Raw genomic sequence first — 18153 nt, forward strand, 5'->3', positions numbered from 1 at the left:
CCCGAAAATAGGTTAATTTTGTTGTCCAATGGATATTCTATATTTAATGATCGTTTGCAGTGTTTCCTTAGCTGCGATTTTCTTGGTCGTATTTATAGTGTATGCCCGAAAAGGACAGTTTGAAGATGATGAATCTCCAGCTGTCAGAATCCTTTTTGATGATGAAAGAATCGAAGAAAAAGATGAAACCGGCGACAAGAATAAAGACGAAAAAGAAATAGGAGAAAATAATAAAAATTGAGAAAAATAGTGAATAGTTGATATGGAAACACAAAAGTTTAGTTATGACAATAGTATTGTCCGTGCGTTCCTCTATGCGACCATCATCTTTGGTTTTATAGGGTTTACGTTTGGGCTTACGGCGGCATTAATGCTTTTCTACCCGGAATTACCTGAATTCTTATTCGGTACAGATGATACAACCATTAATAGTTTATCATCCGGTAATATCCAAGGGCTAATAAACACTCATGGGGCGTTTGGTTTTGGTAGAATCAGGATGTTGCACACCAATACCGTAATCTTCGCGTTCGTGTGTAATATTGTTTATGTTGGAGTATATTACTCTACGCAAAGATTATTAAAAACAAGAATGTACAGTGATACATTATCATGGTTACATTTCTGGACTTGGCAGTTTATGATCGTTGCTACGTTCATCACCTTCTTTATGGGGATCAATACTTCTAAAGAATATGCTGAACATGAGTGGCCGATCGACATATTGATTGCTTTCTCATGGATCATTTTCGGGGTTAATATGATTCTTACTATTTCGAAAAGAAGAGTAAGACACTTGTATGTAGCAATTTGGTTCTATTTGGGTACCTGGGTTGCAGTAGCGATGCTTCATATTTTCAACAACCTTGAAGTTCCGTTATCATTCACTGGCTGGAAGTCTTATTCTGCTTATGCAGGAGCAAAGGATGCCATCGTACAATGGTGGTATGGTCACAATGCAGTAGCATTCGTATTGACTACTCCAGTATTAGGTTTAATGTATTATTTCTTACCAAAAGCAGCAGACAGACCGGTTTTCTCATATAAACTGTCTATTATTCACTTCTGGTCATTAATTTTCGTATATATCTGGGCTGGTCCTCACCACCTTCAGTATACAGCTCTTCCGGCATGGGCGCAGGCAGTAGGAACAGGTTTCTCTATTATGCTTATTGCACCGTCTTGGGGAGGGATGTTAAATGGTCTTCTTACCTTAAGGGGAGCCTGGGATAAAGTAAGAGAAAATCCTATCCTTAAGTTCTTCGTAGTAGCTGTTACCTGTTATGGTATGGCCACGTTTGAAGGACCGCTTTTAGCAACTAAAAATATCAACAAAATTGGTCACTTTACAGACTGGGTTATCGGTCACGTACACTTAGGAGCTCTTGGATGGAATGGTTTCATGGCATTCGGGGTTATCTATTACCTGGTCCCTATTATGTGGAGAACAAAAATTTGGTCTGTAAAATTAGCTAACTGGCATTTCTGGTTAGGGACATTAGGAATCATTTTCTATGCAGTACCAATGTATATTTCTGGTTTCACACAAGGATTAATGTGGAAACAGTTCAACCCGGACGGAACCTTATTATGGAAAAACTGGTTGGATACTGTAACGGCTATCATTCCTTACTTTAAAATGAGATTCTTAGGAGGTCTATTCTATATTTCAGGAGCTATCCTGATGATCGTAAACGTAATTGCTACGGTAAGAAAAGGATCATTCCAGAAAGAAGTACCAGCAGAAGCACCAGCTTTAGCAAATATTGGTAACAAACGTAAAGAAGGAGAAGGATTCCACCTTTGGTTGGAAAGAATGCCATTGTTGTTAACCGTATTATCACTGTGTACCATTTCAATAGGAAGTATGGTGGAGATTATCCCTACCCTATCTCTTAAGAAAAGTGTTCCTACTATATCAGCAGTAAAACCTTATTCTCCACTTGAATTGGAAGGTAGAGACATTTATATCCGTGAAGGATGTAATGCATGTCACTCTCAGATGATCAGACCGTTCAGAGATGAGATTACAAGATTCAACGGTAAAAACGGACAGTACTCTAAAGCAGGGGAATTCATCTATGACAGACCATTCTTATGGGGGTCTAAGAGAACCGGACCGGATTTACATAGAGAAGGAGGTAAAAACCCAAGTTCTTGGCACTACAAACACATGTATAACCCAAGATCTACATCCGCAGGTTCTATTATGCCACGTTACCCTTGGTTGATCGCTACTAACCTAGACAGATCTAAAATGGTAGACAAAATGAAGCTGATGAAGAATACATTCGATGTACCTTATACAAAGGCTCAAATTGATTCTGCAGACCAGTGGGCGAATAACCAATCGGCAAAAATTGTAAAAGATATCTTCTCGGAAGCAAATGACTTGAAGGAGGCATACGCTAAGAGACCTCAGGGAGAATTAGAGAAAAAAGAAATTGTAGCTCTTATTTCTTACCTACAGAGATTAGGAACTGATATCAAAACAACAGAAATCAAAACAGCAAGTAATAACTAACATTAAAATGTTCATATGATTCCTCAGAACTTTAAAGATATATTATCCAATACAGAAAATGCTGGTTTCTACCAGACCCTGGCTCTAATTTTCTTTATGCTGTTCTTCGTTGCTTTGATAATCTATGTTTTTAGCAAGCCTAAAAAGTATTACAAAGAAGAAGAAGAGGCACCACTTGGGGATGATGAAGATGACGATTTTAATTTAAAAAATTAAACTATTTTTTATGAAACAAAGAACACCTGTTGTCGTAAACATCTTGATAATAATTGGACTTTTAATAGTTTTTTATTATTTATTTGTACAGAGCTACGCATTCCTGGCTTCACCTTATTTCTGGGGAACAGTAGTGATCGCTGGTATCTTGGCATACATCCATAGTTCGATTGGAGATTTGATTGAGAACAACAAATTCAAAAAACTATCTCCTGAAGAAAAAGCAGCTTATTTAGCTGAAAAGAAAGTTCCTTTCTTAAGAAGAATGTATGATGCAGCATTCAAAAAGCAATCTGAAACTGAAGAAAAGGATATCCTTATCGACCACGGTTTCGACGGAATTATGGAATTGGATAACCAATTACCGAAATGGTGGGTAGGTTTATTCTATTTTGGGACTGCTTTTTGTATTGTATATATTGCCGCTTATTCATTTACAGATTTCGCTCACCCGTTAAGCGAATATGAAAAAGAATACAAAGAGCAATTGGCAAGTATTGAAGAATATCAAAAAACTCAGCCTCCTGTAACAATTGAAACAGCTAAATATTCAGCTGATAATATCGCAGAAGGTAAAGAATTATTCAAAACAAACTGTGCATCTTGTCATAAAGAAGACGGTAGTGGAGGTATCGGGCCAAACCTTACTGATAACTATTGGATCAACCAACCGGAGAAGACTTTATTCAAGAATGTTTTCCATATGGACTGGAATGGTTCTCCTACTAACCCGGCGATGAGAGCCTTTGGTAAAAACGGAGAAGTTTCAGGTGCCGAAATTGAGAAGATTGCAGCGTATGTATATCACATCAACCAAGAGCAACCACCGGTGACTCAGGCTCAGGGAGGAGCAGCTCCTCAAGGAACTGAAGCACATTGGGAAAAAGAATAATTTAAGAAATTAGAAACATATGAAAAAAACATAATTTGTTATTAACTAAAAAATAGTAACGAATTATGTTTTTTCTTTTTTAAATAAACCTAGTACAATATGTCAGACATAGAAGAAATAGAAGCAAGAGGCGGACAGGGGCAAGTTCTGGACCCTGAAACTTACAGAGATTCTATTGGGACAATGGAGCAATCCGGAAAAAGAAGATGGGTGTTCCCAAGAAAACCAAAAGGGAAATACACCAACTACAGAAACCTTGTAAGCTACGCTTTACTCATTATTTATTTTTCACTGCCATTTATCAAGATCAATGGCAACCCATTGTTGTTATTTAATGTTATAGACAGAGAATTTTTCATCTTTGGCCAGCCCTTCTATCCACAGGACTTTTTTATTCTTACTTTAGGTGCCATCGCATCTTTAATCTTTATTATTGTTTTTACGATTGCATTCGGAAGAATTTTCTGCGGGTGGATATGCCCTCAGACAATTTTTATGGAATCGATCTTCCGTAAAATAGAATATCTGATTGAAGGTGACCGAAACAGGCAGATGAAGCTGGACAGACAGGAGTGGAATAGTGAGAAAATCTGGAAAAGAAGCTTAAAATGGTCTGTTTATATTATTATATCACTTATTATCACTCACTTTATGTTTATGTATATTGTGGGTTATGAGGAAGTATTTAAAATTGTCTCTGAAGGGCCATTTGCCCATCCTACCAATTTTATTGTAATGATTCTCCTTACTGCAGCCTTTTATTTTGTATTTGCATGGTTCAGAGAACAGGTATGTACGCTGGTTTGTCCTTATGGCAGACTTCAGGGTGTATTGATTGATAAAGACACGATCAACGTTTTCTACGATTTTAAAAGAGGAGAAAACAGGTCAAAATGGAGAAAAGGGGAAGACAGAAAAGCGGCAGGCAAAGGAGATTGTATAGACTGTCACCAGTGTGTAGTGGTATGTCCTACCGGAATTGATATCCGGGACGGACAGCAGCTGGAATGTATCAACTGTACAGCATGTATTGATGCCTGTGATGAAGTAATGGAAAAAGTAGGCCTTCCGAAAGGCCTGATAAGATATGCTTCTGAAAATGAAATTGAGCAGGAAACAAAGTTCAAGTTTACCGGAAGAATGAAAGGGTTTTCCATATTCTTATTCCTTTTGGTAGGATTCCTGGGCTATCTTCTTTACAGCCGCGGTGAAATGGAAGCAAAATTCATTAAACCTGCAGGCAGTACATTCTTTGTAAGGGATGGAAAAATTACCAATACTTATAATTATACTTTCCTTAATAAAACAAACGATAAGAAAATTGTAACCATAAAAGTCATCAATCCTGCCCATGGGGAGATTATTTATAGTGGATCAAGCAAAATACAGGTAGACCGGGATAAAATTTCTAAGGGAACAGTTAATATCAGCTTCCCTGAAGATGAAATGAAGCTATCTAAGCAGAATATTACCATTGGTGTTTATGATATGAAGGGCAAGCTTATTGATTCCTATCAGACCTATTTTGAAGGACCTTTCAAACTACAATTTTAATTTTCAGGAAACCTCAGGGATTCAAAAGAATATTAATCAAGGGGGATTTAAGTATCATAAAAGACAAATAAAAAAAATACGGAAAAAATGAAGAACTTTAGTTGGGGACATGGTGTTGTAATCGCATTATTTGCATTCATCGTTTTTATATTATCCATGTTGTTTCTTTTCCCGAACGGGCAGAAGAATTCTGAAATGGTTACTGATAATTATTATGAAGAGGAGCTACAATACCAGGATGTAATTGATGCTAAGAAAAAGGCTGACAATCTGCAGGAAAAACCTGTATACAGCCAGGATGCCAATGGAATAAAAATCACTTTTCCAAAAGATTATAACAATTCTAATACAACGGCAAAATTTGTTTTAAACAGAACCGACGATCAGAATTTAGATATCAAAAAATCTGTGCAGCTTGATGCTGACCACAGTTTCGTAATACCTGCACAGGTATTGAAAATGGGTAATTATACCTTAAGACTGAGCTGGACAAAAGATAAAACAGACTACAGAATGGATTATGATGTAATATGGAAATAGGACTTATCATATCAGCTATTGCTTTAGGCTTTGCTTCCGGTTTTCACTGTATCGGAATGTGTGGCCCTATTGCTTTATCCATGGGACTCACAAAAAAGCAGGCGGCTAATTTCTATCTTCAAAATCTCACCTACCAATTCGGAAGGATATTTACCTATTCTTTATTAGGAGCTCTTCTGGGGATTATTGGACAGGGTTTTGAGATGGCAGGATTTCAGAAATACCTGACGATTACCGCAGGGGTTCTGTTGATTATTATGGCTGTATTCTCTTTTGGGGGAAAAGATTTTGCTTCAAAAATCCCTTTCTTCTCCAGGTTTTTATATTCTGTAAAGTCAAATTTAGGAAGGCTGCTTCAAAAGGCAGATTACCGTTCCAGATTTACAACAGGTATTCTTAATGGTTTTCTACCATGCGGAATGGTTTATATGGCTTTAACGGCCAGCCTGGCAGGCGGAGGAATATGGCAGGGAGCCGCGTACATGGCTTTATTTGGTTTAGGAACCCTACCGTTCATGTTTGCTATTGTTTTAGCCGGAAATCTCATGAATCAAGCCTTTAGAATAAAAGTTTTAAAAGCTGTTCCCGTGATCATGATTATCCTGGGAGGATTATTCATTCTGAGAGGCCTGGAACTGGGAATACCTTACGTTTCCCCTAAAGCAGAAGCCATGACCATATCCAAAGATCCCAATGGAGCCGTAAACTGCCATTAAGAAGAAAAAGAATAAAATAACTCGATGTTAATTCAAGACATTGATAATCCAATAAAGTTTTCAAAGAACCAAAAATTCAGCATACATAAAAGGTTAATTTTTTTTTTCATGTGCATTAATTAAGAGGTTCAATATAACCATCCCATAGAGAATGATTAATATCAAAGAACATAGTGTTAATTTCTCTGTTAAACCATTTATAGTCCGGATCTTTAGAATAGCCAGGATTATTGACTGCTACAAACCGAATAACTCCTCCTTTTACAGTTTTGTATAAGTCATAGACCTGAAATTTATCAAAATTGTATCGGGAAAAAAATTGATTTTCATCTTCTTTATGTTTAACCGTAGTATACAATTTTTTTACGTCTTCAATGTTCATGTCTTTATAAAAAAAACCTAAAATATTTGAAAACGTAGGCTGGTTGTTATACATAAACAGAAATTGTTCACCATTCTTTTTAGGAACCTTGTAATGCAGTAGTTTGTGCATTTCAGAATTTTTAAAAAAAATATACTGTTTATCTATTTTTTTAAACCGATAATCTCCATAGGTATAGAATGGTATATTTTGTTTTCCGTTATCAAAGGTTAAAACAAATTTATCATACTTATCCGGGTGGTCGGTTTCTACCTTTTGCTGTCCATTAAAATAATAATAATTTTTACAGCTTATAAATGAAAGCAGGACTATTACTGCTATTATTTTAACTAAACCATTCACTTCTACTTGTTTCTCACGAATATAGAAAAATATAACTCCCTATAAAAGGAATAATAATTATTTATTATGTTGATACCCTTTTTTAGAAAACTAATAAAAATTAAAAAAACAGAAAATCCGTAACAAACAAAAGAAGGTGCATCACAACTAGACGATGGGTAATCGTTTAAACGAAAACCCTTCTCATAAAGGAGTACAGGAAAATTCCATAAAAAAGGCCGTTCTCACGAGTGTGAGACGGCCTCTTCTTTTTATGAATAAAAATATTCTAGTTAATAGTATCAAATCTCGCGTATTCAGCGATCTTCTTAGGAAGTTTAATTCCTTCTGCCGTCTGATTGTTTTCAAGCAATGCAGCCATAATTCTTGGCAACGCCATCGCGGATCCGTTTAAGGTGTGAACCAGCTGAGACTTTCCGCCTGCTTTATAACGGCATTTAAGTCTGTTAGCCTGGAACGTTTCAAAATTAGAAACAGAGCTTACCTCCAACCACATTTCCTGAGCAGCACTCCATACTTCAAAATCGTAGGTCATGGCAGAAGCAAAACCTGTATCACCACCACAAAGTCTTAATACTCTGAAAGGCAGTTCAAGATCGGTAAGAATTTCTTTGATGTGCTCTACCATTTCTTCTAAAACAGCATAAGAATTTTCAGGCTTCTCAATTCTTACAATTTCCACTTTCTCGAATTGGTGAAGACGGTTCAGTCCTCTTACATGAGCTCCGTAGCTCCCCGCTTCTCTTCTGTAACATTGAGAGAAAGCCGTATTTTTAATGGGAAGATCTTTTTCTTCAAGCAATACATCACGGTAAAGATTCGTTACAGGAACCTCCGCCGTTGGAATCAAATATAATTTATCTTCATTGATATAATACATTTGTCCCTCTTTATCAGGCAACTGACCTGTTCCAAATCCTGATGCTTCATTTACAACGTGAGGAGGATTTACTTCCGTATATCCCTTATCCACATTTTTATCCAGGAAATACTGCACCAAAGCTCTCTGTAATCTGGCTCCTTTCCCCAGATAGACAGGGAAACCGGCACCCGCAATTTTTACTCCCAATTCAAAATCAATAAGGTTATATTTTTTTGCCAGCTCCCAGTGAGGGATAGCCCCTTCGCCAAGGCCTTCCACTGTGTGAGACTGGAAAATAATTTCGTTATCATCTGCAGAAGCTCCACTCTTTACCAATTCATTTGGAATATTGGGAAGCTGGTATAAAATATCCAATAAAGCTGTTTCTTTTGCTTCTAACTGAATTTTCAATTCTGAACTCGACTCTTTGTACTGTGCTGTTTTAGATTTTGCCGATTCCGCATCTTCTCTCTTTCCTTCCTTCATCAAAAGTCCTATTTCTTTGGAGATTTTGTTGATCTCGGAAAGCTGGGAATCTAATTCAAACTGGATTCTTTTTCTTTCTTCGTCAGCAGCGATAGCCTCGTCTACCAACTCAAGATTTTTGAATTGTCTTTTTTTAAGACCTTCTAAAACGCGCTCTTTATTGTCGCGTAAAAAATTGACTTGTAACATTTTATTGAGATGTTAAATATTAGAAAGTTAGCTTCAAATAAACTAACAATTGTACAAATTTAAAATTATTTTGTGATAGTAAAGGTATTTATCGAATTTGGTTGATCCGCTTCTTTTGAAAATTGCAGCACATCATTGTAATATACTTTAGATACCTGGAATAGAGTGGGTGTTTTACGGTACTCTATTCTTAATCTGTCTGTAATAGTATCCGCTACATTATTCACTGTTTTTATTAAACCCAGAGTCATTACAGAATAATAAGAATTACCTGTACCCGGATTGTCCGGACTTACAGAATCCAGTCTTTTTCTTTTGGCACCGGCAATATATTCCATATAAAATGTAGAATCAGCTGTCATTCTCAGTGGAATACTGACGGGAGAAATATCTCTGTCTCCTAAACTGTCGTTCACCGAATATCCACTGAATGATCCTGGTTTTTTGCTATTCAACAAATCCTGCCCTGCACCGTTAACCATATAAATATTCATGATCTGATCAATCCTTTGTAAAGATTCATCATCACTTTTACAACTTAAAAGTGCGAAAGCCATAACCCATATTCCAAAAACAATATTTCTCATTCACAACAAAGATAAAATATTAATCTTTAGGCTCCTTCTTTATTTCTTAAAATATTTCTGGTACCACAGCTCAAAAGTCACCAACTGCCAGATTTTTACCCAGTCATATTCATTTTCCAAATGATTCCACCATTCATCGATGACTTCTGTTTTGAAAAAATTTCTTTTTTTAAGGCTCTCAAGATTTTCAATAATAAAATTTCTGATTTTTTCTTCATTCTTAATAAAATGGTTCAGAGGAAAAGAAAAACCTCTTTTTGACATATTCAAAACTTCGGAAGGAAGATATCTTTCGGCTGTTTTCCGTAATAAGGGCTTATTCTGAATCCCATTAAACCTGAAACGCTCCGGTAAAACGGCAACATAATCTATCAATCGGTTGCTGAGATAGGGATAACGAAATTCCACCCCGTATTTCATGGCACTCAGATCATCTCTGAAAACATGATGAGACGACAGAGAATATTTCATATCATATTCAAAATAGCCTGAATAATTTTTAGATTCTGATAAATGATACCTTGTAAGATCTGAATCAATATTTCTGAAAATGTCTGGTCTTATTATATTTTTTGCTTCAAAGGGAGCCATACTTATCTGGCTCTGGCGGAAAAAATCAAACATAAAATCCTGAGAAAAGTAATTTTTCACCTTTCTGGAAAAAGGATCTTTCGTAACAATAAAATGTCTGGTGAAGTTAAAATTCTTCATCAAAAGCCATTTTTTAAGTTTCAATGTATGGGAATAGCCTCCAAAAAGTTCATCTGCCCCATTTCCGCTCAACACTACTTTTATACCATTATCTTTTGCATATTTTGCAGCATTGATCAGTACTTCAAGACTACAGTAAGGTTCTTCAAAATGCTGTATATTTTCTTTTAACTGGTCTAAGATATCTTCATCATTTACTTTTTCAACCTTATGTGAGACTCCAAAGTGCTCAGCTGCCAGAGAAGCGTTCTGTATCTCCTCTTCAGAAAAAGGATAGGAAATAGTGTATGTACTGATATTGGCATTAAAAGGTTTTGATTTCGAGGCAATTAACGTAGAATCAATGCCCCCACTCATCATGACTGCTACGGGAACATCTGCATATAGCTGCTCCGATATGCTTTCAGACAGCAAATGATCTATAGTTTTTACAGCTTCTTCTTCAGAAATATTCTGTTCGGTCTTTAAAGGCAGTTCCCAAAATTTTTCAGTCGTTATTTTCTGATCTCTTAAACTAATGGTCATCACAGAAGCCGGTTCTACAGAAAAAATCCCCTTAAAACAGGTTTTCGGAGCTAATGTTGTCTGAAAAAGAAAGTTAGTATATACTCCATCCCAATTGATTTCAGCCGCTACCAGCTCATTTTTCAAAATGGCCTTTATTTCTGAGGCCCAAACTATGCCCTGTTCACTTTGATGATAAAAAAGGGGTTTCATTCCTACTCTATCTCTGCCCAAAATAAGCTTCTTTGCGCTGAGATCAACAATGCAGAGTGCAAACATTCCATCCAGCTTTTCAAACATGCCTGTTCCCCATTCCTGATAAGACTTCAGCAGTACTTCAGTGTCAGAGGAGCCTTCAAAGTGATATCCTACTATACGGAGTTCTTCCCTGAGTTTTCTGAAGTTGTAAATCTCCCCATTGAAAGTAATCACCACCTGCTCATTTTCAGTAAGCATAGGCTGATGCCCTTTTTCAGAAAGATCAATGATAGAAAGTCTTCGAAATCCTAAAGCAATGTCTGAGCTATCATCTTCCAAAATAGGAAACTGCTCTTTTATTTTTGGAGTGGAATCATTGCCGGAAAAAGATGTTCCTTTTTTTATATCAGAAAGCCAAAAGCCCTCATCATCCGGTCCCCGATGCTTAATGGCCTGATTCATCTCTAAAATATTTTTAGAGGAAATACTTTTATGAAATGAATAATAACCGCTGATTCCGCACATATTAGATCTTAATAGTTGTAAAAATAGGAAAATGACTTTATTTGCTGGCCACAAGGACCTATTTCTTTATAAATTTTGATTTTAAAAGATAGATCTCTTCTCTTGAGATCATAAAATCACTCAGCTTAAATTCTGTAGAACGGTAAAACTTCCGGAATAACAGGAATGAAGAAGACAAATAAGAAAATGTGGTCACAAAACACGCCCCCCAAATTCCCCATCTCGGTATAGCTATAAAAGAAAAAAGAACCGTAATGATCAACCCTACAATTGACTTCATGTTCAGTATTTTAAGTTCTCTGATCCCTGAAAAATAATATCCAATCATATCACTTATCGCTATGGCAAAAATACCGGGAGATAAAAGAAGCATTATTTCTTTGGTATTCCTGAATTCCCTTCCAAAGATCATTTCATAGACCTGGGCGGGAATAATAACGATTCCCAGGACAAAGCCCACCATGAGGATAAAGGTCAGCTTGAGTGAAGATTTCGTTTTTTCTATAGATTCTTCCCTGCTTTTACTGTTGACAACATCAGAATATAAAACAACAGCAATACTTCTGGTAATCGTCCATATTGCTTCTGAAAAGGTAATCCCGATCGAAAAGATCCCTACACTTGCTATTCCCTCAAAATGTTCGAGGAAATAAAATGAAAGCCTGTAGTTCAGAAACTGGACAAATGCACTCAATTGTGTTTTCCAGCCATATTCAAACATATTCCTTGAAACCTCTTTTGAAAATGATATTTCTGAAATACTACATTTTCTGATAATTTGAAAAAAGCTGATAAAAAATAAAAGTCCCAGACATCCAATCTGGGCAAGGAAATACACAGAAACATCTTTAGTATTGAAAAGATAGATGAAAATTCCAATAAAGACAATATGTACCAGCTGTTGTAAGACTGTATATATATTAAACTTTCTGATATTCTGTGTCCCAACAAACAAATTAATATTCGTTGATAACAGTGAAGAAAAAACTGAGATGCCGATAAGATAGGGAAGATAGCCACTCTGAATTGAGGCAAAACTAAAGGCAAGAGGAATTACTATACCTGTCACAAGTGACCATAGATAGGCATACAGCAAAACTTTTTCAATCTTAAACTTTGAAGCAAAATAAGAAGTACTGCTGCCTGAAAAGATACTGCTGAAAAAGCTTACTGCTGCAGCATTGGCAATGACAATAGAAATAGTTCCCTTTCCCTCGCTTCCCCACATATTCGTGGAAAAAATAACCAAACCGAAACTCAGGATCAGAATCAGGAAGCGCGAAACAAAGGTTTTAATAACAGTAAGCTTCATGGTTATTATTTTTCGATAGCTTTTTTTACAAAATTAGCAAATGAATCACGAATAGCTCCCCAATTGTATTTTTCCTTAAATTCTTTTCTGGCATTGAATGCGTGGGCATCATACAGCTCAGGGTTTGTCACATACTGTATGATGATTTCTGCAATCTGTTCCGTATTCTGAGGGTCTACAAGGCTTCCAAATGAAAGACTTCCCATATGTTTCCTGATTCCCTTCAGACGAGAATAAATTACAGGCTTTCCGGCTCCCATAAAATAAAACAACTTGATGGGAAGAGAGTGATTATTCTCAAAATTGATTTCCCTGAGGTCAAAGCAAATGTCAGCATCGGAAAATGCTTCTGTAAATTTCTCAAAAGAAACAGGTTCTTTAATTTCAATCTTATCAAACGCATATTTTTTAAGCAAAGCTGAAAAATGCACTTCATCACTTTCCTGTCTCGTTGACCCTACAATAAGGATTTTAAGTCTAAGCCGGGGCTCCTTATTTCTTACCTGATCAGCTGCTTTAAAGAAATTATCAATCCCTTTATCTTTTGAGATCATCCCTGTATAACAAAGGGTAATGTTACCAGGCTCAAGTTTTTTTATACTTTCCCTGATATACATTTCATCCGGATAATAAGGAAGGACCATTTGTTTTTTAAACCCAAATAAATAACCTAAAGGAAATTTCTTTGTAGTTTCTCCAAAAATAAAATGGGTACTGAGGAAACCGGCATACAGCTGAATCAGAAAAAATTTTGCTGCCTGAATGATCTTAACAGGAAATTGATAGACTTCAAGCATAGACATGGCAGGATACCATTCCGTAATATCATAAATACAGCTGATTTTATGGTCTTTTACAAACTTTCCGGAGGCAATTACTGCCAAAGGTTCTGAGCAGATAATACCATCCGGCTGAAAGGTCTGACAGACATCCCGGAATATTTTTATTTTCGTCTCTATGCTTTCTTCTAAAGCAGAATACGCCTCAATATCAATCCCGTCAAGAAATCCTTTATAATCTGTGTACAGACTGCAGATTTTAACGGTATACCCTTCATCTCTGAGGGCTTTAGCCTGATGATAAAAAACCCTGTCATCATCGTAGCGGTGTGAAGTCGTTAAAAAAAGTACTTTTGGCATTAGCGATTACTGAGTCTTTACAAAGATACATTAAAACAAAAAAGTGGAAATACATTCCACTTTCTGATTGATTAGCGTGTTTCTTTAAACACTTATTTTATAGAAGCCGCCCAGCTTTTTTCCAAAGGTAAAAGGAAGTGGCTTAAGAAGTCCAGATAGGTATTTTTAGAGAAATCAAAAACCTGGATATCCCCTGAAAGCTCTCCGCTTCTCAATTGAGATTTAAAATCCTGAAGTTTTAATGTCTTCACCTCTCCGTTGTCTACAAAGCTGGCTTTCATTCTGTCGAAAAGTCCCAGTTGATATTCTTCATCAATTTCTCTCATAATCTTACCCAATGCGTCAATACTGCATCCTGAAGCCATTTCTTTTTCTTCGTCTACACAGATGATGATAAACTGATTTTTTTCAATCTTAAAAGAAGAAGAAAGTGCTTTTCCGTGGGCTGCCCATGTTGCAAGGAAGTCAAACAATTTTTCAGTAATTGCTTTTGCTTCTTTGGTTTCAAGAGGCCTTGAAGCCGGGTATATAATAACTCTGTAGTCGTTAGTTTCTACAATATTGGATTCTTCTATTTTCATATGTACGTATTTTTAATCCCATATGCTGTTATCATTACCGCTTCTTTCTGTTGACCGGAAAGTTGGGTTAAATGACGACTTCATATGCTATTAATTTAAGTATCAAAATTAAGAAATATTCTTGAGTTGATCACAAATAAAAACTCAAGCCAAAGCCTGAGTTTATATTTGTATTGTATATAAAGGACCTATAAATCCTCTGCCTCAGCAAGAAGTTCTACAATATCCTTTACGGCAACTTCTGTATTTTTATTAAAATGTTTTACTCCATCTGTCATCATTGTATTACAGAAAGGACATCCTGTAGCAATCACTTTAGGTTCAAAAGATAAGGCTTCTTCTGTACGTTCAATATTGATGTCTTTATTTCCTTTTTCAGGTTCTTTAAACATCTGTGCCCCTCCGGCACCACAACAAAGACCGTTTGTTTTACAACGCTTCATTTCCACAAGCTCTGCATCCAGTTTTTCAAGTAATAGTCTTGGCGCTTCATACTCGTCGTTGGCTCTTCCCAGGTAGCACGGATCATGAAAGGTAATTTTCTTTCCTTTAAATGCGCCGCCTTCAATCTTTAGTCTTCCTTCTTCCATTAATGTTTTAAGGAATTGGGTATGGTGAACCACATCAAAGTGCCCGCCAAGGCTTGGATATTCATTTTTAAGGGTGTTGAAACAGTGCGGGCAGGCCGTTACTATTTTTTTCACCTCATATGCATTCAATACTTCAATATTGGTAAGGGCCATCATCTGGAAAACAAATTCGTTTCCAGCTCTTTTTGCAGGGTCTCCGGTACAGCTTTCTTCCTGTCCCAGCACTGCAAATTCAACTCCTATTTTATTTAATATTTTGCAAAATGCTTTTGTAATTTTTTTGGCGCGGTCATCGAAACTTCCAGCACATCCAACCCAAAATAAAACTTCCGGGGATCTTCCTTCGGCAGCATATTCTGCCATTGTTTTAATTTGCATTTTCTTTTTGTTTAATTAATAAGTTAGCATAGTATTCCTTTGCCTTTTTCATGACCTCCACAGGGACTATAGAAACATATAAAGGATTGGCTTCGTCATAATTCAGATACTTCCAGGTATTTGATGTTGTTTTATCATTGAGGGCAAGGATCATACTTTGCTTACTCATTTCCAGGGTCGTATCATTGATAAACTGTGCCTTCATTCCCTGGGCCTCCATCATTCCCAGCACCATCTTCTTTTTATCTTCATCGAACTTTTCCTTTAAAAATGTCATTTTCATTTTCATCGGATAGCTGCTGAACGCATATTTTGTGTTATCTGTGGTGGTAAAAATATCAGAAACATTAAATGTAGTCTGATCTGTATCTACCATTTCTATTTCAAATTCATCATTCTTCTCAAACATTTTTTTGAAGCCATCGATCATTGTTTGTTTATCAATTTTTTCAAATATTGCCGGATGGGTCATATTCAGCATTCCATCATAATCTTTCTTTTGAAATAAAGAGATGAAAGACCGTGAATCTTCAAGAATTTTCTTCTGATCAGCTGATTGAGCCAATAGAAAACCCGAACATAAGAACAGAAATATGTAGATTAGCTTTTTCATGATTTAATCATTTGCCCAGTTCAAACGGTCTGCCTGGTTATATTGCCAAGGCGCTGCATTATTTTCCACATTGGTCATCATCAGATTCAGTTCCTGCGGCGCAGCTGACTGTTCCATTACCAGGAATCTTCTCATGTCAAAAATAATGGAAAGTGGATCTAATAATACGGGGCAAGCTTCTGTACAGGCATTACAGGTAGTACAGGCCCAAAGCTCTTCTTTTGTGATATAATCATTCAGCAACTTTTTGCCGTCGTCAACAAATTTTCCGTTTTTATCTATATTTTTTCCTACTTCTTCCAATCGGTCTCTTGTTTTCATCAGGATTAATCTTGGAGAAAGTTTTTTACCCGTAATATTAGCCGGGCAAACAGAGGTACAGCGTCCACATTCTGTACAAGAATAGGCATTAAGCAATTGTACCTGATTCAGATCAAATATATCTTCTGCTCCAAATTTAGAGGGAGCAGCATCCGCCTCTCCTTCCGCCGGAGCAGCATAAGGGTCTGCATTAGGATCCATCATTAATTTGATTTCCTTAGTTACAGATTCAAGATTGTTGAATTTTCCTTTTTTATCAAGATTGGCAAACCACGTACTTGGGAAGGCCAGGATAATATGTAAATGTTTTGAATAGTAAAGATAGTTCATGAAGAAAAGGATCCCTACAAAATGGAACCACCATGCCGCTTTCTCTGTAAAGAAAAGAAAACCATCACTAAAGCCTCCTAAAACAGGTGCTAAAAAGGTAGAACTGATGGGGAAACTTCCATGCTCAGGAAGAAGGCCTCTCTGTTGCAAAACCCAATCTGCACCGTTCATCTTAAAGAAAGCCACCATTAGGGCAAATTCTATAATAAGAATCCAGTTAGCATCTTGTTTTGGCCATCCGAAAAGTTCTTTCATGGTTAATCTTTTAACCCCATAAAAGTTTCTTCTGATAAAGAATACAACCACTCCAATCACTACAAGAAGTGCCAGAATTTCCAATGTTGCAGTAAAGAAATTATAAAATCCATGTCCGAAAACCGAAGCCAGAAAACGGTGGGTTCCGAATACTCCATCCACTACAATTTCTATAAGCTCGATATTAATAATAACAAAACCTACATATACAAAAAGGTGCAATATCCCTGCAACAGGGCGTTTTACCATTTTGCTCTGCCCCATAGCCACTCTTGCCATGGTAGTCCAGCGCTCGGATTTCCTGTCATTTCTGTTGATTTCTTGTCCGAGCCTGATATTTCTGTAAATCTTCTGCAGGCTTTTAGCAAACAAGCCAAACCCAGCCACTAATAAAATCAGGAAAATAATGTTATCGATGTACTGCATAGGACGTATTAGTCTTTATTATTTTTACCAAAAACTGAGAAATTAATATATCTCTTAGGATTCGCTTTCATATCTTCAATCAATGAATTCAGATTCAAAGATGCTGAATTCAGATTATTATAAAGTTGTTCATCCTTCATTAGTTTTCCTAAACTCCCTTCTCCTTTATCTATTCCACCAATTACCTGATTCAGCTTACCTACCGTGGTATCCAAATTGGCAATTGTTGCATTTAATTGTTTGGTATCAATGCTTTGTGCTAAGTTTCCATATTTATCTAAGGTTACTTTTCCACTCTGCATGGTAAGGCTTGCATCGTCCAATACTTTCTGAAGCTTAGGATCGTTATGTCCTACCAGAGTATTTACACTTCCTGCTGTAGTCTGCAATGCCCCTACCGTTTTATTCAGATTGGTCAATAGAGCCCTGATTTCAGCTCTATTCTGGGCATCAAAGATCTGATTGGCATTAGTCATCAGAGAATCTACCCTGTGTAATACCACCTGTAGCTGATCTTTAACCGGACCTACCTGAGAAGAAAGACTTCCCATCATCCCCAATTTAAAAGCTCCTTTCAGGGTATCCCCATCTTTTGCAGTAGGACCGCCATACACAAGGTTCACTCTCATTTCTTTACCGGACATTAATCCCGGTTCAAAAATTTCCAGCATTGAATTTTTTGAAAACTCAAACTTGTTGTCCACTGTAATTTTGACAACAAAGCTAATTTTACCCTCTTTTGTTGTCTGAGGAATGATCTTATCCACCTGTCCTACTTTCAGTCCATTGATAGACACCGCTGAAGATTGCGCAAGGCCTTCCACATTGTCATATTTTGCATAAAATATATTATCGGTAGTAAAAAGGCTTTTCCCTTTCATGAATTGAAACAACACTACAAAGCCTACGATAGCTAGAAGTGTGATCACACCAGCTTTTAATTCTTTACTGAACTTCACTTGCTAATTTTTTTCTAATAA

The 18153-nt window shown here is 36.6% G+C and carries 18 protein-coding genes; 7 read left to right on the top strand and 11 right to left on the bottom strand.

What is annotated here, in order from left to right; all coding sequences use genetic code 11:
* The first annotated feature begins 28 nt into the window (after positions 1 to 28).
* From ccoS to LQV47_RS00560, 7 genes are all read left to right on the top strand, one after another.
* Complete coding sequence (gene ccoS / locus LQV47_RS00530) at positions 29 to 241, top strand: cbb3-type cytochrome oxidase assembly protein CcoS (RefSeq protein ID WP_047491719.1); 213 nt, start codon at positions 29 to 31, stop codon at positions 239 to 241.
* A 21-nt stretch (positions 242 to 262) separates the two neighbouring features.
* Positions 263 to 2524: a cytochrome-c oxidase, cbb3-type subunit I gene (gene ccoN, locus LQV47_RS00535; RefSeq protein ID WP_047491722.1), complete on the top strand. Its 2262-nt coding sequence runs from the start codon at positions 263 to 265 to the stop codon at positions 2522 to 2524.
* Between the two features lie 15 nt (positions 2525 to 2539).
* The gene (locus tag LQV47_RS00540; protein ID WP_027373015.1) at positions 2540 to 2740 is read left to right on the top strand and encodes a cbb3-type cytochrome c oxidase subunit 3; all 201 of its coding nucleotides are present in this window, start codon (positions 2540 to 2542) and stop codon (positions 2738 to 2740) included.
* 10 nt (positions 2741 to 2750) lie between these two features.
* The gene (locus LQV47_RS00545; protein WP_047491724.1) at positions 2751 to 3632 is read left to right on the top strand and encodes a cbb3-type cytochrome c oxidase N-terminal domain-containing protein; all 882 of its coding nucleotides are present in this window, start codon (positions 2751 to 2753) and stop codon (positions 3630 to 3632) included.
* Positions 3633 to 3731: 99 nt separating this feature from the next.
* Entirely contained in the window at positions 3732 to 5186 is a 1455-nt protein-coding gene (gene ccoG, locus LQV47_RS00550) for a cytochrome c oxidase accessory protein CcoG (RefSeq protein WP_230032608.1), read from the top strand.
* 87 nt (positions 5187 to 5273) lie between these two features.
* Positions 5274 to 5726, top strand: coding sequence for a FixH family protein (locus tag LQV47_RS00555; protein WP_230032609.1), 453 nt, complete (start codon positions 5274 to 5276; stop codon positions 5724 to 5726).
* Positions 5717 to 6442 carry a sulfite exporter TauE/SafE family protein gene (locus LQV47_RS00560; RefSeq protein ID WP_230032621.1) on the top strand — a complete coding sequence of 242 codons (726 nt, stop codon included), beginning with the start codon at positions 5717 to 5719 and terminating at the stop codon, positions 6440 to 6442. Before LQV47_RS00555 ends, LQV47_RS00560 begins: the two co-directional genes overlap by 10 nt.
* 115 nt (positions 6443 to 6557) lie before the next feature.
* Here the strand turns inward: LQV47_RS00560 and LQV47_RS00565 are convergent, their stop codons facing one another.
* The 11 genes from LQV47_RS00565 to LQV47_RS00615 form a co-directional block, all read right to left on the bottom strand.
* Positions 6558 to 7166, bottom strand: a complete 609-nt coding sequence (locus LQV47_RS00565; protein WP_230032624.1) for a hypothetical protein — start codon at positions 7164 to 7166, stop codon at positions 6558 to 6560.
* 268 nt (positions 7167 to 7434) lie between these two features.
* Positions 7435 to 8703, bottom strand: coding sequence for a serine--tRNA ligase (gene serS / locus LQV47_RS00570; RefSeq protein WP_230032629.1), 1269 nt, complete (start codon positions 8701 to 8703; stop codon positions 7435 to 7437).
* 65 nt (positions 8704 to 8768) lie between these two features.
* Positions 8769 to 9290, bottom strand: coding sequence for a hypothetical protein (locus LQV47_RS00575; RefSeq protein ID WP_230032632.1), 522 nt, complete (start codon positions 9288 to 9290; stop codon positions 8769 to 8771).
* A gap of 39 nt (positions 9291 to 9329) precedes the next feature.
* Positions 9330 to 11228, bottom strand: a complete 1899-nt coding sequence (gene asnB, locus LQV47_RS00580; protein ID WP_290368635.1) for an asparagine synthase (glutamine-hydrolyzing) — start codon at positions 11226 to 11228, stop codon at positions 9330 to 9332.
* Positions 11229 to 11286: 58 nt separating this feature from the next.
* Positions 11287 to 12540 (bottom strand): polysaccharide biosynthesis C-terminal domain-containing protein, encoded by a 1254-nt coding sequence (locus LQV47_RS00585; protein WP_230032638.1) that lies wholly within the window; start codon positions 12538 to 12540, stop codon positions 11287 to 11289.
* A 5-nt stretch (positions 12541 to 12545) separates the two neighbouring features.
* On the bottom strand, positions 12546 to 13679 hold the full coding sequence (locus LQV47_RS00590; protein ID WP_230032640.1) for a glycosyltransferase: 1134 nt from the start codon (positions 13677 to 13679) through the stop codon (positions 12546 to 12548).
* A gap of 92 nt (positions 13680 to 13771) precedes the next feature.
* Positions 13772 to 14260, bottom strand: a complete 489-nt coding sequence (locus LQV47_RS00595) for a hypothetical protein (protein WP_230032642.1) — start codon at positions 14258 to 14260, stop codon at positions 13772 to 13774.
* Positions 14261 to 14448: 188 nt separating this feature from the next.
* The gene (locus LQV47_RS00600) at positions 14449 to 15228 is read right to left on the bottom strand and encodes a (Fe-S)-binding protein (protein ID WP_106918014.1); all 780 of its coding nucleotides are present in this window, start codon (positions 15226 to 15228) and stop codon (positions 14449 to 14451) included.
* Positions 15218 to 15841, bottom strand: coding sequence for a hypothetical protein (locus LQV47_RS00605; protein ID WP_230032644.1), 624 nt, complete (start codon positions 15839 to 15841; stop codon positions 15218 to 15220). The genes LQV47_RS00600 and LQV47_RS00605 overlap by 11 nt, the downstream gene beginning before the upstream one ends.
* 3 nt (positions 15842 to 15844) lie before the next feature.
* A complete protein-coding gene (locus tag LQV47_RS00610) occupies positions 15845 to 17173 on the bottom strand; it encodes a (Fe-S)-binding protein (protein WP_230032648.1) in 1329 nt (442 codons plus the stop codon).
* 8 nt (positions 17174 to 17181) lie between these two features.
* Positions 17182 to 18132 (bottom strand): MlaD family protein, encoded by a 951-nt coding sequence (locus LQV47_RS00615; protein WP_230032653.1) that lies wholly within the window; start codon positions 18130 to 18132, stop codon positions 17182 to 17184.
* Between the last annotated feature and the right edge of the window lie 21 nt (positions 18133 to 18153).

This window comes from Chryseobacterium sp. Bi04 (assembly GCF_918698085.1).
Classification (GTDB): domain Bacteria; phylum Bacteroidota; class Bacteroidia; order Flavobacteriales; family Weeksellaceae; genus Chryseobacterium.

Coding starts and splice junctions, on each gene's coding strand:
- ccoS (WP_047491719.1), top strand. CDS start 29: ATGGATATTCTATATTTAATGATCGTTTGCAGTGTTTCCTTAGCTGCG.
- ccoN (WP_047491722.1), top strand. CDS start 263: ATGGAAACACAAAAGTTTAGTTATGACAATAGTATTGTCCGTGCGTTC.
- LQV47_RS00540 (WP_027373015.1), top strand. CDS start 2,540: ATGATTCCTCAGAACTTTAAAGATATATTATCCAATACAGAAAATGCT.
- LQV47_RS00545 (WP_047491724.1), top strand. CDS start 2,751: ATGAAACAAAGAACACCTGTTGTCGTAAACATCTTGATAATAATTGGA.
- ccoG (WP_230032608.1), top strand. CDS start 3,732: ATGTCAGACATAGAAGAAATAGAAGCAAGAGGCGGACAGGGGCAAGTT.
- LQV47_RS00555 (WP_230032609.1), top strand. CDS start 5,274: ATGAAGAACTTTAGTTGGGGACATGGTGTTGTAATCGCATTATTTGCA.
- LQV47_RS00560 (WP_230032621.1), top strand. CDS start 5,717: ATGGAAATAGGACTTATCATATCAGCTATTGCTTTAGGCTTTGCTTCC.
- serS (WP_230032629.1), bottom strand. CDS start 8,703: ATGTTACAAGTCAATTTTTTACGCGACAATAAAGAGCGCGTTTTAGAA.
- LQV47_RS00575 (WP_230032632.1), bottom strand. CDS start 9,290: ATGAGAAATATTGTTTTTGGAATATGGGTTATGGCTTTCGCACTTTTA.
- asnB (WP_290368635.1), bottom strand. CDS start 11,228: ATGTGCGGAATCAGCGGTTATTATTCATTTCATAAAAGTATTTCCTCT.
- LQV47_RS00585 (WP_230032638.1), bottom strand. CDS start 12,540: ATGAAGCTTACTGTTATTAAAACCTTTGTTTCGCGCTTCCTGATTCTG.
- LQV47_RS00590 (WP_230032640.1), bottom strand. CDS start 13,679: ATGCCAAAAGTACTTTTTTTAACGACTTCACACCGCTACGATGATGAC.
- LQV47_RS00595 (WP_230032642.1), bottom strand. CDS start 14,260: ATGAAAATAGAAGAATCCAATATTGTAGAAACTAACGACTACAGAGTT.
- LQV47_RS00600 (WP_106918014.1), bottom strand. CDS start 15,228: ATGCAAATTAAAACAATGGCAGAATATGCTGCCGAAGGAAGATCCCCG.
- LQV47_RS00605 (WP_230032644.1), bottom strand. CDS start 15,841: ATGAAAAAGCTAATCTACATATTTCTGTTCTTATGTTCGGGTTTTCTA.
- LQV47_RS00610 (WP_230032648.1), bottom strand. CDS start 17,173: ATGCAGTACATCGATAACATTATTTTCCTGATTTTATTAGTGGCTGGG.